The 14,601-nt window shown below is 64.1% G+C and carries 14 protein-coding genes; 10 read left to right on the top strand and 4 right to left on the bottom strand.

The window, feature by feature from the left end; translation table 11 throughout:
- Positions 1–5 precede the first annotated feature (5 nt).
- The 7 genes from fliE (at position 6) to AC58EF_RS20985 (ending at position 4,809) form a co-directional block, all read left to right on the top strand.
- A complete protein-coding gene (gene fliE, locus AC58EF_RS21015; RefSeq protein WP_497278357.1) occupies positions 6–329 on the top strand; it encodes a flagellar hook-basal body complex protein FliE in 324 nt (107 codons plus the stop codon).
- A gap of 428 nt (positions 330–757) precedes the next feature.
- Complete coding sequence (locus AC58EF_RS21010) at positions 758–1,021, top strand: flagellar biosynthetic protein FliQ (protein ID WP_497278356.1); 264 nt, start codon at positions 758–760, stop codon at positions 1,019–1,021.
- Positions 1,022–1,025: 4 nt separating this feature from the next.
- On the top strand, positions 1,026–1,781 hold the full coding sequence (gene fliR / locus AC58EF_RS21005) for a flagellar biosynthetic protein FliR (protein ID WP_497278355.1): 756 nt from the start codon (positions 1,026–1,028) through the stop codon (positions 1,779–1,781).
- Between the two features lie 3 nt (positions 1,782–1,784).
- Positions 1,785–2,852: a flagellar biosynthesis protein FlhB gene (flhB, locus tag AC58EF_RS21000; RefSeq protein ID WP_497278354.1), complete on the top strand. Its 1,068-nt coding sequence runs from the start codon at positions 1,785–1,787 to the stop codon at positions 2,850–2,852.
- Between the two features lie 131 nt (positions 2,853–2,983).
- On the top strand, positions 2,984–4,096 hold the full coding sequence (locus AC58EF_RS20995; protein ID WP_497278353.1) for a flagellar basal body P-ring protein FlgI: 1,113 nt from the start codon (positions 2,984–2,986) through the stop codon (positions 4,094–4,096).
- Position 4,097: 1 nt separating this feature from the next.
- Positions 4,098–4,397 carry a rod-binding protein gene (locus tag AC58EF_RS20990; protein ID WP_497278352.1) on the top strand — a complete coding sequence of 100 codons (300 nt, stop codon included), beginning with the start codon at positions 4,098–4,100 and terminating at the stop codon, positions 4,395–4,397.
- 13 nt (positions 4,398–4,410) lie between these two features.
- Entirely contained in the window at positions 4,411–4,809 is a 399-nt protein-coding gene (locus AC58EF_RS20985) for a flagellar biosynthesis protein FlgN (RefSeq protein ID WP_497278351.1), read from the top strand.
- Positions 4,810–4,870: 61 nt separating this feature from the next.
- Here the strand turns inward: AC58EF_RS20985 and AC58EF_RS20980 are convergent, their stop codons facing one another.
- The 4 genes from AC58EF_RS20980 to AC58EF_RS20965 form a co-directional block, all read right to left on the bottom strand.
- Entirely contained in the window at positions 4,871–6,202 is a 1,332-nt protein-coding gene (locus AC58EF_RS20980) for a putative bifunctional diguanylate cyclase/phosphodiesterase (RefSeq protein WP_497278350.1), read from the bottom strand.
- A 55-nt stretch (positions 6,203–6,257) separates the two neighbouring features.
- Positions 6,258–7,388, bottom strand: a complete 1,131-nt coding sequence (locus AC58EF_RS20975) for a helix-turn-helix domain-containing protein (protein WP_497278349.1) — start codon at positions 7,386–7,388, stop codon at positions 6,258–6,260.
- Positions 7,389–7,860: 472 nt separating this feature from the next.
- Positions 7,861–8,286, bottom strand: coding sequence for a flagellar biosynthesis protein FlgB (locus tag AC58EF_RS20970; RefSeq protein WP_497278348.1), 426 nt, complete (start codon positions 8,284–8,286; stop codon positions 7,861–7,863).
- A gap of 16 nt (positions 8,287–8,302) precedes the next feature.
- A complete protein-coding gene (locus AC58EF_RS20965) occupies positions 8,303–11,002 on the bottom strand; it encodes an NHL repeat-containing protein (RefSeq protein ID WP_497278347.1) in 2,700 nt (899 codons plus the stop codon).
- Between the two features lie 113 nt (positions 11,003–11,115).
- Between AC58EF_RS20965 and fliG the strand changes: the two genes are divergently transcribed.
- From fliG to fliF, 3 genes are all read left to right on the top strand, one after another.
- Positions 11,116–12,144 carry a flagellar motor switch protein FliG gene (gene fliG / locus AC58EF_RS20960; RefSeq protein ID WP_497278438.1) on the top strand — a complete coding sequence of 343 codons (1,029 nt, stop codon included), beginning with the start codon at positions 11,116–11,118 and terminating at the stop codon, positions 12,142–12,144.
- A 4-nt stretch (positions 12,145–12,148) separates the two neighbouring features.
- Positions 12,149–12,832 (top strand): FliH/SctL family protein, encoded by a 684-nt coding sequence (locus AC58EF_RS20955; protein ID WP_497278345.1) that lies wholly within the window; start codon positions 12,149–12,151, stop codon positions 12,830–12,832.
- Between the two features lie 98 nt (positions 12,833–12,930).
- Positions 12,931–14,541 carry a flagellar basal-body MS-ring/collar protein FliF gene (fliF, locus tag AC58EF_RS20950; RefSeq protein ID WP_497278344.1) on the top strand — a complete coding sequence of 537 codons (1,611 nt, stop codon included), beginning with the start codon at positions 12,931–12,933 and terminating at the stop codon, positions 14,539–14,541.
- The last annotated feature ends 60 nt before the right edge of the window (positions 14,542–14,601 follow it).

The following is a 14,601-nucleotide window of genomic DNA, read 5'->3' as shown; positions in this document are numbered from 1 at the left end:
TTTCCATGACTATCGGAGCATTCGACGCGACAGCCGCCTATGGCCGTTCGCTCAAGACCCTTGCGCCCGTCGGGGGCGAAAGCGCGGTGCCTGACCAGAGCGCGAGCGCAGGCGGCAGCTTTGGATCGATGATCGAGAACATGGTCAGCGACGCCGCCGGATCGCTGCGCACCGCCGAGGCGGAAAGCGCGAAGCAGGTGGCGGGGAAGGGCGACATGATCGATGTCGTCACCGCCATCGGAGCGGCGGAAACCGCGCTCGATACGGTCGTCGCCGTCCGCGACCGTGTGGTGAGCGCCTATTCCGAAATCATGCGGATGCAGATCTAGAGCATCGTGCGCAAAAAGCCTGTCCTGAGCTTGCCGAAGGGTGGGCTTTTGCGCGAAAACGATGCGACAACAAATAATGAGAGCGCGCGTCCTGCGTCCGATTTAATGCAGCGCGCTCTAGTGTGGTGGATTTGAAATACGCCGCATCAAAGCGGCTAGGTCCGGAGCGTATTTCACATCCATAAACCACACTAGAATCTTATATTTGCTAGTGACCCTGATGAATCTGAAGTTCGTTCGACGCCTCGCAGAAATGTGACGAACGTCAGATTCGGGTCACTAGAGCGATTTCTAACCGGATGGATTCATCCGGTGACTCAGAAATCACGTCAAAACAAAAGTCTAGAGCAGCCGAGTCGAGGCAATCGGATCGGACCCTGCTCTAGCGCCTAATCCTGTCAGCCCCGCCCCAGCCGGAAGGAACCCAGATGGCGCCCACCGCTGCCATAGAAATCGCTCGCGCCGCACTGATGCTGGTGCTGACCATCGCCGGTCCCATGCTGATCGCTGCGTTGATCGTTGGCGTCGCCATCGGCCTGTTGCAGGCGCTGACGCAGGTGCAGGAAATGACGCTGACCTTCGTGCCCAAGCTTGTGGTGCTGGGGATCGTCCTGCTGCTCAGCCTACCGATGATAGGCCAGGCGCTGTCGGTCTTCATGGACCGCATCGCCGACACCATCGTCACCGGATAGCGGCATGGACGCGCTTCCCATCGATGCGGCGACCTTCCTCATCCTCTTCGCGCGGGTGGGGGCGGTGTTGATGCTGCTCCCCGCTTTTTCGGAGGAATCCGTACCTCCGCATGTCCGGCTGGTGCCAGCGCTGGGCTTTTCCATGGGCCTTTATGGCCTGCTGGGCCCGAAGGTCGCGCCAGTCGCCGTGTCGCAGGCAGCCCTGCCGATGGTCGTCTTCGCCGAAATGCTGGTGGGGATCGCCATGGGCATGATCGTCAGGATGCTTTTCAGCGCGGCCGCCATGGCCGGTTCCATCGCCAGTATGCAGATCGGCCTCGCCTCCGCGCTGGTGGCGGACCCGTCTCTGGGCGGCCAATCGCCCTTGCTTGCGCGCCTGATCGGCCTGGCCGCGGTGATCGTCTGCATGAGCGTCGGCGTCCACCATCTGTGGATCGCCTCGATCGTCAACAGCTATGCGTTGTTCCCAGTCGGCGGCCTGCCGCCCGCGCAGGACTTCGCCATGCTCGCCGTGCGCGTGCTGGGTGAGGCGACCGGACTTGGCGTCAGCCTCGCCGCGCCGTTCATCCTCTATGGTGCGATCTTCAACCTGGGCCTGGGCCTGGCCGCCCGCGTCGCGCCCGCGATCCAGGTCTTCTTCATCACCCAGCCGCTCAACCTGCTGCTTGGCCTGTCGTTGCTGGCGATGGTCGCGGGCACGATGCTGACCGGCTTTGCCACCGCGATGACCGATTTCATGCGCAACGGCTGGAGCTTCTGACCCATGGCCGAGGCCGACAAGGATCAGCGCACCCATGCCCCGACCCAGAAGCGTCTGGAGGATGCCCGCAGGAAGGGCGATGTCGCCATCGCGCCGGAGATGCGCCATGCCACGATGATGGTCGGCGCGACCGTGGTGATCGGCTGGATCGGCATTCCGGCGCTGGCGGGGCTTGGCAGCCTGCTTATCCGTCTCTGGGGCAGCGCCGACGATTTTCGCCTCGACAGCCATGGCGCGCGCGACCTGACTGCCGGGATACTGAGTCATGTCGCGCTGAGCCTTGCGCCGGTCATGGGCGTGATGTTCGCCTGCGCACTGGGCACGCTGTTCCTGCAAGGACAGGTGACGTTGAGCTGGTCGCGCATCGCACCCAAATGGTCCAAGCTCAACCCGATGTCGGGCTTCAAGCGTTTGTTGGGCACCCGCGCGCTGGTCGAATTTGCCAAGACCCTCGCCAAGTTCAGCGCGATCGTCACAGTTGTCCTGCTGGTGCTGCGCCCGCGTTTCGGCGGTCTGGATCAGCTGGTCGGCTACACGCCCGGCGCGCTTGGTCTGGCGTCGGGGCGCATGGCGTTCGAAGCGATCCGCGCCGTCACCCTGCTGGTCGCATTGCTCGCCATTGCCGACTTCATCTACCAGAACCGCGCCTTCATCAAGCGGATGCGCATGACCCTTCAGGAACTGAAGGATGAGCATAAACAGAGCGAGGGCGACCCCAAGATCAAGGGCAAGATCCGCCAGATCCAGATGCAGCGTGCACGCCGCCGCATGATGGCCGCTGTGCCGCAAGCCAGCGTCATCATCACCAATCCGACCCATTATGCCGTTGCGCTGAAATATGATCATGGCGCCATGGCCGCGCCGGTGGTGGTGGCGAAGGGCGTTGATGCGGTCGCGCTGCGCATCCGCGAGGCGGCCACGGGGGCGAACGTCCCCATCGTGGAAGCGCCGCCGCTCGCCCGCGCGCTTTATGCCACGGTGGATATCGACCGCCCCATTCCCATCGAACATTATGCCGCCGTCGCCGAAATCATCGGTTACGTCATGCGGCTGGCAAAGCGGGGGAAGTAGGCGCGTGATGGCTCCTCCTCCATCGTCATCCTCGCCTCCGCGCGAACGACGATGCGGATCGGCGCCCAATTTGCACGCGCGCCACGCCCCGCTCCCCCCTCCATCATCCTATAAGGACTAAGATGAAGACCATGACGAGATCGCCGATCCTGACTCTTGCCGCCCTCTGCGCGGCGGTGGCACCGATTCCGGCGCTGGCCGGTCCCACGCCGCGCATCAAGGATATTGTCGATGTCCAGAATGTGCGGCCCAACCAGCTGGTCGGCTATGGCCTGGTGGTCGGTCTGCAGGGAACCGGCGACCGTATCCGCAACATCCCCTTCACCGAGGAGACGTTGCAGGCGATGCTGGAGCGCATGGGGGTCAATATTCGCGGTACACAGATGTTGACGCAGAATGTCGCGGCCGTGTCGGTGACGGCCACCATGCCGCCCTTCGCCCGCGCCGGATCGACCATCGACGTGCAGGTGTCCGCGCTGGGCGATGCGTCCAGTCTTCAAGGGGGAACGCTGCTTGTTTCTTCCTTGCGCGCGCTGGACGGCGAAATCTATGCCGTGGCGCAGGGGCCGGTCGCGGTGTCGGGCTTCAAGGCGCAGGGGGCCGCGGCGCGCCTCAGCCGGGGCGTTACCACCACCGCGCGCATCGCGGGCGGCGCGATCATCGAGCGGGAAGTGCCCTTCGCGCTCAAGTCCGCGACCAGCCTCAAGCTTGCGCTCAAAAATCCCGACTTCACTACGGCGGACCGCATAGCCGGCACCATCAACCGTCAGATTCCGGGCGTCGCCGAGGTGCTGGACCCTGCGACGGTGGAAATTCGTCCGGCGGGCGGCTTTGCCGGCTCGGTCGTCGATCTCGTCACTCGGGTCGAGAATATGACGGTGGAGGTCGACCAGCCCGCGCGCATCGTCATCAACGAAGCGGCCGGCACGGTCGTCATGAGCACCGACGTCCGCATCAGTCCGGTCGCGATCGCGCAGGGCGGCCTTACTATCAGCGTCAGCGAAAACCCGGTTGCGTCGCAGCCGGGACCTTTCTCCAATGGCGAGACCGTGACGTTGCCACGCACCCAGATCGTGGCGGACGACGGCAACGGCGCCTCGCTGGCGATGCTGGGGGGCGGTGCGTCGCTTCAGTCGCTGGTGACGGGGCTGAATGCGCTGGGTGTCAGTCCGCGCGACCTGATAACCATCCTCCAGGCGCTGCGCAGCGCAGGTGCGCTGCAAGCCGAAATCGCGGTCCAATAAGATGGCGGGGCCCATCAATCCCATATCGACCACGCCGCCGGCCATGCCCCGCGCCGACGGCGGGGCGGCAAAGGTCGCGCGCGAGTTCGAGGGCGTCTTCGCCGGGCAGATCGCCAAGATCATGATGGAATCGGTCGAAATGGACGGGGACTTCAGCGGCGGGGCGGGCGAGACCATGTTTCGCGGCATCCTGGCCGAACAGATCGGGAACCAAATCGCGCAAGGACGCGGCCTTGGCCTTGCTTCGGCGGTGGAGGCCCAGATTATCCACATGCAGGGAGGACAACGCGATGCCCAATGAAATGATTGACATCATGACCTCCCTGACGGTGATCATGAATGAGGAGACGCAGCGGCTGCGCGGACTGGAGCGCGCATTGGACCTGGCCCAGCTGGCGGTGGCCAAGGCGCGGCTGGTCGCGAGGCTGGAGGAAATGCTGGCGCGCCGCAATCGCCATCACCCCGAATGGGCCGAGGAAATGGACGTCGACACGCGCGAGCGCCTGACCGAATGCCTCGCCGGCCTGCGCGCCGCATCGACGACCAACGCCAGCATATTGGAACGCCAGATCGACCTGTCGATGGAGATGATGACGGCGATCGCCAATGAAGCCCGGCGGCTGGCGGGCAATCGCGCCTATACTTATGGCGCGCGCGGCGATCTGGCGAAAATGGAGCTGGCGACGCCCATATCTTTCAACACCGAATATTGAAGGACGGGGGCGGAAGGCAACGGGCGCGGCATCGACCGCACCCGTTGCCGGTCTGGTGCTGTCAGCTGCCCAGGGCCAATGTCTGCGCGGCGGGCGCGGGACGGCCGAAATAATAGCCCTGCCCGAAGGCGCAATCGAGATCGCGCAGGAACTGCGCCTGTTCCGGTGTCTCTATGCCCTCTGCCGTGACCGGCATGGACAGGCTGCGACCCAGATCGACCACGGCCTTCACCAGCTTTCGGCCGGCCTCCCGGTTCAGCGACTGGATCAGGGTACGGTCGATCTTAAGGTGATCGATCTCCAGATTGCATAGGCGGCTGAGGCTGGCATAGCCCGTGCCGAAATCGTCGAGCGCGACCCGGATTCCCGTGTTGCGCAGCGAACGGATGGTTTCCTGTGCGCTTGCCAGATTGTGGATCAGTGCGCTTTCGGTGATCTCCACGATCAGCCGTCCCGGCGCCAGTCCCGACGCGAACAGGATCTGGAGCAGCATCACCGCATTGCCGGGATCGCAGAGCTGTGACGGCGACATGTTGATCGACACAGTAAAATGCGGCGGCCATTTGCGCGCATCGCGACAGACCTGACGCAGCAGCATGAATAGCATGTCGCGATCCAGCCTCATATCGTCTGCGATCGGCAGGAAGCGATCGGGACCGATCAGTCCCTGGCGGGGATGATGCCATCGCACCAACGCCTCGAAGCCTTTGGGCTGCCCGCTGTCGAGCCGCACGATGGGTTGATAATAGGGCAGGATCTCGCTTCGCATCATGCCGGAGCGCAGATCATTTTCCAGCTCGGCCCGGTTGCCGAGGTCGATGAACATGTCGGGGGAGAAACGGCCGACCATGTCACCGCCGGCCTTCTGCGCATGGGACAATGCGATCGATGCGGCGTGGAGCAGATCGTCGGCGGGCCGGCCTGCCCCATCCTCCGTCACCAGGCCGATGGATGTCGTCAGGTGGATGACATGCTGGCCCATATGGATCGGCTCACCGATGACCTGCTGTACCTGCTGCGCGAAGCTGACCGCGACATCTTCCTGCGCCTCGGCAAAGGGGAGCAGGCAGACAAATTCGTCGGCGGCCAGATGCAGTGTGTGGACGCCGTTCATCCGCCCCAGCCGATCATGGGCCACGATGCTCAGCACCGCATCGCCTTTGGCCGGGCCGCACAGGTCGTTGACGAGTTTGAAGCGATCGAGGTCGATCAGCAGCAGCGCCAGGCGATCGGTCGGACGCATGGTCCCGCGGATGTCATCGATGGCGCGTTGCAGCCGCTGCCGCGGTGACAGCCCGCTCAATCCGTCGAGGACGGGCGAGGAAGGGCTGCGTGACGCGCGTCCAAGCGTGGACTTGATGATGCCGGGAATGGACATAGGTCGATCGATCACCCTCCAATCTCCATTATAGAGGATCGGAGGGGGCGATGTCGGACCGGGATCAATCTTATTCGAACTGGGCCGACAGGACCGTGGCGACATATTCCGGCGCGACGTCGTCGATCGCGATCTCGCGGTCGGGATGTTCGCTATAGCCGAGCATCCGACCCTGCCGGTCGAACGTGACGGAAAGCAGTCGCAGACCTTCTTCCTCGCGAATGACGGCGAGTCCGCCGGCCGATGGAAACCGATCCGGATCGACCACGATGATGGAGCGGCCCGGCAGACCGGACCCCAATGTCGGCCGGCAGATGCGCAGGCCATAGGCACGCGGGCCGGCATTGCGCGGTGCTTCCACCTGTTCCCCAGTGGCCGTCCGGGCGATCAGGCCATCGTTCAGCGGGGCGCCGAAGACCGGAACCAGGCGAACGGTCGCATTGTCCGATGCATGGATGGCGTCCAGCACCAGCGCGGACGCAGTGCCGGGCACGACGTTCGTCAGCGCCGGCTGCGCGGCGCGCACTTTCCGGCGTTTGGCGGGGGTGGGCCGTGCGACCAGTTCGTCCCGTAATGCCAACACCTTCGTCCGCGTTTTGCTGATCCTTGCTTCGGGGTTGGCGACCAGCGGCAAAATGGCGTCGAGATCCCCTCGGGCATGGGCGGCGATCACATGCTGCTCCAGTTCCTCGGCATCGACGGCGCCAAGCAGACGGCACAGCGCCTGCTGGATGTCGGCGCTCCATCGGTCGATCGGCTTGTAGGCATTTTCGACGCGGGACAGGATGACCGGCGCAATGCCATAATCCAGTTCAAGCGCGGCGATCGTCAGGGACGGCTCGGCCGCGCGGCGCGCGCGCACGCTGGCAGCCACCAGCACGGCGAGGCTGTCCGCCAGCAGATCGACGCTGCCGGGCGCCTGGAACTCCCCGGCCCAGGCGGCAATGTCGAAGGCAGGCGCATCAATGTCTATCAACAGCCGTTCCGGCTCGACGCCCAGCGCAGCGGCGATATCCCTGATTTCGTCGGCTCGCGCAAAGATTTCACCGCGTTCGATCTTCGACAGACGAATATAGGTGATGGTCGGAATTGCCTGCGCGAGTTGCAATAACGAACCGATATTCTTCTTCTTCCGATAGTCCCGGATATTGTTCGGGAATATGAATGTGCGGAAAATGTCGATGCCTGGAATCGGCTGCAAGGCGGTCTTCACTCTAATGTTTTTAATGTTTTTGGGACGTGAACGGCTATTTTTCTGTGTCATTTTGCCCTCTGCACGCAGAATCTTCCAGGAACAGCCCGTCACTCCCCTGGCTGCGATCATCCCATGGCGTCCGCTTTTGGTCAATGAATTGTAAAGGATACCAATTGCGGCGTTCTGATTTTCATCATCCTATAGGAAATATATCGCAGTTCATGAGTGACCCGGACTTGCGGTGCAGAACGCGCTATGGGGCCGATGTTTCCCGGAAATTTCACAAACCGTCACATTTTTTTCGTCGCGTCGCTGATTGACGCAGCCTTTCTCGGCCAGGGCCGTTCACGGCAATATAGGATGCTTCCCATTTCCTCTCCTATCGCCCCCGCATTTCCAGAAGATGAACGGCGCAAATCGGAAAATGCGCGTGACAAAGGTGCGCGGCCCCCTTCATGACGACCCCTGTTGGAGGGAGTCAGCCCCGCCCGATGGCCGTTTTCAACAGGCCGATCTGCTTGCGGTAGAGGTTGGTCATGGCGGCGAAGTCGGACTGGACCTCGCCCATCCTGAGCAATTGGTCTTCCAATGTGACATTATTGCCATCAGGCTTGGTTTCGCTGATGTCGCCTTCCAGTATCACGCCGCTGGCCGCCTGCGGCGCTCTCGCCCCTAGGGCCGCCATCCCGCTCGACAGAGATATATGCGGTCGGCTGACGCGGGGTTTCCCGCCATGGCCGCCATAGACATTGACCAGCGACGAAAAGTCGGGGGCTTCGACGGTCCGGGCCTTGAAACCGGGTGTTTCGCCATTGGCGATATTCTCCGCGATCACCCGCTGGCGCTCGGAGAGATGCTTCATTGACTGGCTGATGCCGGCGAGCAGGGAAGGGGTGGATGTCATTTTGGTCGTCATCCTTTCAGACGGAGAGGCGCGAGAGGGCAGCCTGATATTGCGCAAGCCGGGCCTGCTGATAGGCGGAGCCCGAACCGGTGATCGTGCCGTTGACCTGGGCTTCCTTGGCGGAATCCCAGTAAAGCGAGCGATAGGCGCTCTGGGTCATCGACAGGGCGGCGTTGACGCGAGACAGTGCGGCACTGGCGGATTTGGCGTCGGTCAGGCTCAGCAGCTCGGTCAGATTGAGGCTGTAGGTGCCGCCTGGTGTCACCTTGGGCGCATCGGAATCCTTGGGGGGCGCCGCCACCAGCCGGATGGGTGCCATGCCGAGTTTGGCGAGCGCGTCGCTCCCGTCGGGGCCGGCGATCAGTTCGATGCTGTGGCCGGTCTTGACGTCGATACGCAGCACCTGTTCGCCGTCCACCTTGGCGGCGCTGGCGGTGCCGTTGACGCCTGCGATGCGCTGGATCTTTTGGGCCAGCGTCGCCATCGTCTCATCCTTGCCGATGGTGACGGTCCGTACCGCCCCGCCATCGATGCGGAGGTTGAACTTGTTGCCTTCCTTCAACGTCGTCTGGGTCGAGATGGTCGCCGATACGGCCGGGTTGAGTGTCCCCCGGCTGAGGCCGATCGCGCCGAGCGCTGTTGCGCCGCCGGTCACGGCGGTGATCTTCACCGGCTCGACCATATGAGTGACGAGTCCCCATTGGTCTACATCCTCGACCGCGCCGGTAGCGGCATCGATGCGTGCGATGAAGCCGTCCACCTTGCCGCTCTTGGCGCCTTCGAGCGCGCCGTTCGTGCGGCCGCCCACGTAAAGCGCGCCGTTCATGTAGGTGACGCTGTCGGCCTGTTCGTCATTGGTCGTGCCGATATAGCTGGTGCTGGCCGAGGAAAGATCAGCGGCTATCCGGGTCACGAAGGCGTCGCGCCCGCCGCTCATGCCATTGGCCTGGGTGCCGTTGACGGCCACGCTGGTGGCGCCGGCGACTGCGATCTCGCCACTGTCCGACACAGCGATGGCGCGCGCGTCGACGGCGCCCAGGCTTACCGAACCCAGATCGGTGGACAGGGCCTGCGCGTCGATCCGCATCAGCGTGGCATCGGCGCCCCGTTTGGCGAGGGCGAGCAATTCGCCCGACCCGTCGATGGCGAGAGCCGTGATTGAGTCCGATCCGCCGCTATCGATGGTCCGCTTTTGCTGGATCTTTCCGGTGGCGTCGAGCTTCACGATGACCGCATCCCCACCGCCGGTGGAGGCGCGGCCTGCAACGTAGAGGCTGCCGTCATCGCCCACCGCCACGGCGGTCGCGCTTTCGTTGCCGACCTGCCGGATGGAGGTGGCGAAGCTCTGCACCCCGTTGGCAGAAAAGCGCGCGACGAGCATGTCGGTCTGGCTGTCGTCGCTGCCGTTGAAGGCGCCGCTGACCGTTCCGGCAACCACGATATCGCCATTGGCGGCGATGGTGACGGCCGCGCCTTCACCCGTGCCAGCCGCGCCGAGGCTCCGTTGCCAGACGACCTGGCCTTCGCTGTCGACCTTGGTCAGGAACAGGTCGTTGGCGCCGTCCGAGAGTGAACTGCCGAGATCGCCGGCGGTGGTGCCGACCACATAGCTGAAACCCTGCGCATCGGTCGCGATGGCGCGGGCTGTGGTGCCGGCATAGACGATGGGCTTGGCCGTATCCTCATCCTCCGCGTCGGCATTGGCCGCCGCGGCCTGCGCCTGTGCGGTCGCCTTGCTGTTGATGGCGTTGATCGTGCTGAGCCGTTCGGCGGCGAGCGCGGAGGCGGGATCGTCGATGCGGAACATTTGCGCCGATGTCGGCCCGTCCGTCGCGGTGCGTCCGCTGGCGATCATCAGCGCATCGGCAGAGTTGAGCTGATCGATCGAGGCCTTCTCGATCCCCGCAGCCGTCAATACGAGGCCCCATGTGTCGCCGGTCTTTTCGACCGCGAAACGCGATTTCCATTGCGTGGTGGGATTACCGTTCGCGTCCAAGATCGGATTGCCGCTGACGTCGAGTGCGGGCGTCGCGCCGATGGCGGCGTTCAGCGCTTCGGCCACGCTGTCGAGCGTCGGGGGCTGCGTCGTGGTCGACAGGTCGATGCTGACCGTTTCCGTCACCGTGCCGCGCGTAAGCGCGATGCTGAAGACTTCATTGCCGCTGAGACCCGCCAGCGCCGCGTCGCGTGTCCTGCTGACGCCTTCGGCGTAAACCTTACCCGTATTTTCGACCGGCTGGATGCCGATGCTTTCCGTCCGGCGCGTGACCAGGCCATAATTGAGCGTCAGCAGATCGGTTTCGGCCTGACCCAGATAGGTTTGCAAGTCGCTCAGCCCCTGGGCGAAGACCTTTTGCAGGGCCGTGCGCTCGGTTGCGGACGTGGTCGTCTTGGCGGCGCTTTCCGCCAGCAGGCGCAGCGCGTCCAGCGCCTTATAGGTGGTGAAGGCGGTCTGGACGTCGGGCAGATCCGCCAGTCCATTGTCGTTGCTGGTGTCGATGATCGTCTTCAGCCGCTTGATCGCCGCGATCTGCGTGCTCAGCGGCGCATCGCTTGGCTCCTCCTGCCAGGGCGGCGTGGTTTCGGGCAGGGTGAAGGCTTTCTTCGCCGCGATCACGGCCGGGGTTTCGATCGCCGTGCCATAATAGGATGTGAAGCCGTTGGTGCCGCCCAGCAGGGAAAGGCCGACCAGGCCGTTGGATAAATTTATCGTCAAGCGATCCTCCATCGCCGGAAGCTGCCGGCATTATCCTATAAGATAGAGGAATGCAGCCCCGATCAGGTCCGCCGCCGGGGCAATATTTTGGGGAATATGCGCAGATGAACATGATGACGCCGCAGATCGGCGAGCCGCCCGAATTGAAGAAATATTCGGGGCTTCAGCGCGCTGCCGCGCTGATGTTGGCGCTGGGTCGCGATCATGGCGGCCCGATCTGGGAGCAATTGTCGGTCGAGGAGATCAAGGAACTTTCCGCCGCCATCGCGCAATTGGGCCGCGTGCCGTCGGTGGTCGTCGAGCATCTGCTGGTGCAGTTTTCCGGCGAGGTGTCGAGCATGGCCTCGCTCCATGGCTCGTTCGAAACGGCGGAGCGGCTGCTAGAAGGCATCCTGCCCGCCGACCGCGTCCGGGAGATTATGGAGGATATTCGCGGTCCTTCCGGGCGGACCATGTGGGACAAGCTGTCCAACGTCAGCGAATCCGTGCTGGCGGGCTATCTCAAGAATGAATATCCGCAGACGGTCGCCGTCATCCTGCATAAGTTGCGATCGGACCATGCCGCCCGCGTGCTGGCCGAACTGCCCCGCGAGCTGGCGACGGACGTCGTGATGCGGATGCTCAAGATGGACACGGTGCAGAAGGACGTGATCCTTCAGGTCGAGCAGACGCTGAAGAGCGAGTTCATGACCAACCTGTCCCGCGCCCAGCGCCGCGACCCGCATGAGACGATGGCCGAATTGTTCAACGCGCTCGATCGCTCGACCGAGGAAGCGATGCTGGTCGCGCTGGACGACAAGGCGCCGGATTCGGCCGAGCGCATCCGCGCCCTCATGTTCACCTTCGAGGATCTGGCCAATCTGCTGCCGGGGGCGATCCAGACGATCGTGCGCAACAGCAACAAGCGCGATCTGGCGCTGGCGCTGAAGGGTGCGCCGGAAGATATGAAGCAGATCTTCTTCAACGCCATGACCGAGCGCGCCGCCAAGCTGATGCGTGACGATATGGCGGCGATGGGGCCGGTGCGCGCACGCGAGTGCGAGGAAGCGCAGACGTCGCTGGTGCGTCTTGCCAAGTCGCTTGGCGATCGGGGCGAAATCATGCTCGTCGATCCCAAGAGCGACGATGCGATGATCTATTGAAGCCATGATGGAGGCTGCCATTTCCATAAAGCCCTTCGGCTTCGACCGGGTGTTCCGCTTCGGCGCCTCGCCCGAAGAGGAAGGATCGGTCGCGCCGCCCGTCGAGGAACTATACGCGCAGATCGCGGCGCTCCAGGAGCGGATCGAACAGATGCGCCAGGATCAGGACGTGGCCCTGCTCAAGGTCCGTGCCGAGGGCGTGGCGCAGGGTCTGGCGCAGGCGCGGGGCGAGCGGGCCGAAGCGATGTTGTCCGCCACCGATGCGCTTCATGCCGCGCTCGACGACCTTGGCGGCCAATGGGCGCGGGAAAGCGAACGCATCATGCAGGAGGGCGCCGAGATCGCGCTGATCGCGGCGGAAATGATCGCCGGCCATGTGATCCGGCAGGAGCCGGGCCGGGCTGTGGACGAGGCGCTGGGCCGGGCGTTGCGACAGGTGGCGCGCGGCACAGCCTTGCTGATCCGGGTCCATCCCGACAGCCTGGAGGATGTCGAGCGGCTGGTGGCGGAACGCCGCGCCGGGGAGCGTCGCGCACTTAGCATCACAATCGTCCCGGACGCGGAAATCGCACCGCACGATGCCCATATCGGCTGGGCCGAAGGCGGCCTGATCGTGGATGCCGCCGCACGCCGCGCCGCGGTGGCGCGCGAACTTGGCGGCCTGGTCGGGGAGGGCGGGGAGGCGTAAACTTTTCCCGCTTCCGGCAACTATTGCCTAGCCGCTCCTCCTATAATGATGAGGGGGACGGCCAGGGGGGCCGCCCACTCTCTCACAAAGAGGCAGCCTTGAACGCTTTGCGGAATTTTATCGAGCAGATCGGCCCTCGTCGTGCGCTGCTGATGGGGAGCGTCGCCGCCGCCCTGGTGTTGGGCATCGGCTATCTGGCCCTGCGAAGCCCATCGAGCGAAATGGGCTTTCTCTACACCGACCTTGACCCCTCCGCCGCGCAGGCGATCAGCGAAAAGCTGAAGGGACAGGGCGTTCCTTTCCAGATTTCGGCTGACGGCACGTCGGTCATGGCCCCGGTCGACAAGCTGCCGGAGCTGCGTATGGCGATGGCCGGCCAGCAACTGGGCGGCAAGATCGGCTATGAAGTGCTGGATGCCGAACAGCCCTTCGGCATGTCGGCCTCGCGGGCGAAGCTCAATGAAACCCGCGCGACCGAAGGCGAACTGGCCCGGTCGATCGAAAGTCTGGAGCGCGTCACCAGGGCGCGGGTCCATATCGTCATGCCCGAGCGCGCCATGTTCGAAACCGAGCGACGCAAGGCGACCGCGGCGGTGACGGTCAAGACGACCGGCCGTCTGCCGGGGGAATCGGTGCAGGCGATCCGTTACCTTGTCGCATCCGCCGTGCCGGAACTCTCGCCCGAAAGCGTGTCGATCGTCGACCAATCGGGCGCGCTGCTGGCGCGTGCCGGAGAAAGCGGCGGCGCAGGATCATCCGAGGTCGACGAGCGGCAGGCCGCCGTCGAGAACAAGCTGCGCTCGGAAATCGAGGCGATGCTGGCGCCGATCGTCGGCACCGGCAAGGTCCGCGCCGAAGTCGCCGCCGTGCTGGAACGCGATCAGGTGCGGGAGGAAGCGGAGACGTTCGACCCCGATAGCCAGGTCGTGGCCCATCAGGTCACGGTCGAATCCAGCGACCAGAATGACGAAAGCGGCGCCGGCGCGCAGGGCGTGACAGTGGGCGCGCAGCTGCCCGACAATGAGGCCGCGATCAACGGCACGGGAGGCGAAAGCCGCCGCTCCGCCCGTAATGAAACCTCAGAAGACATTACCTACCAGAACAGCCGCACCCAGAAGGTGAGCGTCCGATCGCCGGGCAAGGTATCGCGCCTGACCGTCGCGGTGATGGTGGATGGCGGGGCCAAGGGCCTGCCGCAGCCGGAAATCCAGCGGCTCCAGCGCCTGGTCGAAAATGCCGTCGGTTTCGACGCCGAACGGGGTGACAGCGTGGTCGTGGAGACTATGAGCTTCGCCGCGCCCGGCGATCTGGAGGATACCGATGGCGGCCTGCCTTTCGGCCTGACCGCTGCTAATCTGCTCGACTTTGCCAAATATATATTGATCGGCGGCGTGATCCTGCTCGCCATCCGAATGCTACGGCCCAAGGTCGCGCCGGTCGAGGCCGGGGTGGAGCCGGCAGAACATCTGCTGACGCCGGAAAATGATGAAATGGCGGCGCTCGCTCAGCGTGCGGCTGACGGGGATGAGGAGGCGATTCGGGCGCTTGAGGAGATGCGGGCGCAGGATGTGCCGCTGCTCGATGAGGAGATCGCGCTTGCCCAGATCGACGGGCGGATCAAGCTGTCGGCCTTGAAGCGCATCGGCGACGCCATCGCCGCCGGACCGGCCGAATCCGCTTCGGTGATCCGCCAATGGATGAACGCATGAAAGGGGATGCAATGAGTGAAGATATGGAACCCCGGCAGCTGACGCCGGCCCATCTGACCG

It is taken from the genome of Sphingobium sp. WR1 (genome assembly GCF_059693745.1).
This window is presented reverse-complemented; position numbering and strand designations above follow the sequence as displayed.

What these genes read in the sequence shown, in the direction of transcription:
- fliR (WP_497278355.1), top strand. Translation starts at nt 1,026, where the DNA reads ATGGACGCGCTTCCCATCGATGCGGCGACCTTCCTCATCCTCTTCGCG.
- AC58EF_RS20955 (WP_497278345.1), top strand. Translation starts at nt 12,149, where the DNA reads ATGATGGAGGCTGCCATTTCCATAAAGCCCTTCGGCTTCGACCGGGTG.
- fliG (WP_497278438.1), top strand. Translation starts at nt 11,116, where the DNA reads ATGACGCCGCAGATCGGCGAGCCGCCCGAATTGAAGAAATATTCGGGG.
- AC58EF_RS20970 (WP_497278348.1), bottom strand. Translation starts at nt 8,286, where the DNA reads ATGACATCCACCCCTTCCCTGCTCGCCGGCATCAGCCAGTCAATGAAG.
- AC58EF_RS21010 (WP_497278356.1), top strand. Translation starts at nt 758, where the DNA reads ATGGCGCCCACCGCTGCCATAGAAATCGCTCGCGCCGCACTGATGCTG.
- AC58EF_RS20995 (WP_497278353.1), top strand. Translation starts at nt 2,984, where the DNA reads ATGACGAGATCGCCGATCCTGACTCTTGCCGCCCTCTGCGCGGCGGTG.
- fliE (WP_497278357.1), top strand. Translation starts at nt 6, where the DNA reads ATGACTATCGGAGCATTCGACGCGACAGCCGCCTATGGCCGTTCGCTC.
- AC58EF_RS20990 (WP_497278352.1), top strand. Translation starts at nt 4,098, where the DNA reads ATGGCGGGGCCCATCAATCCCATATCGACCACGCCGCCGGCCATGCCC.
- AC58EF_RS20985 (WP_497278351.1), top strand. Translation starts at nt 4,411, where the DNA reads ATGACCTCCCTGACGGTGATCATGAATGAGGAGACGCAGCGGCTGCGC.
- flhB (WP_497278354.1), top strand. Translation starts at nt 1,785, where the DNA reads ATGGCCGAGGCCGACAAGGATCAGCGCACCCATGCCCCGACCCAGAAG.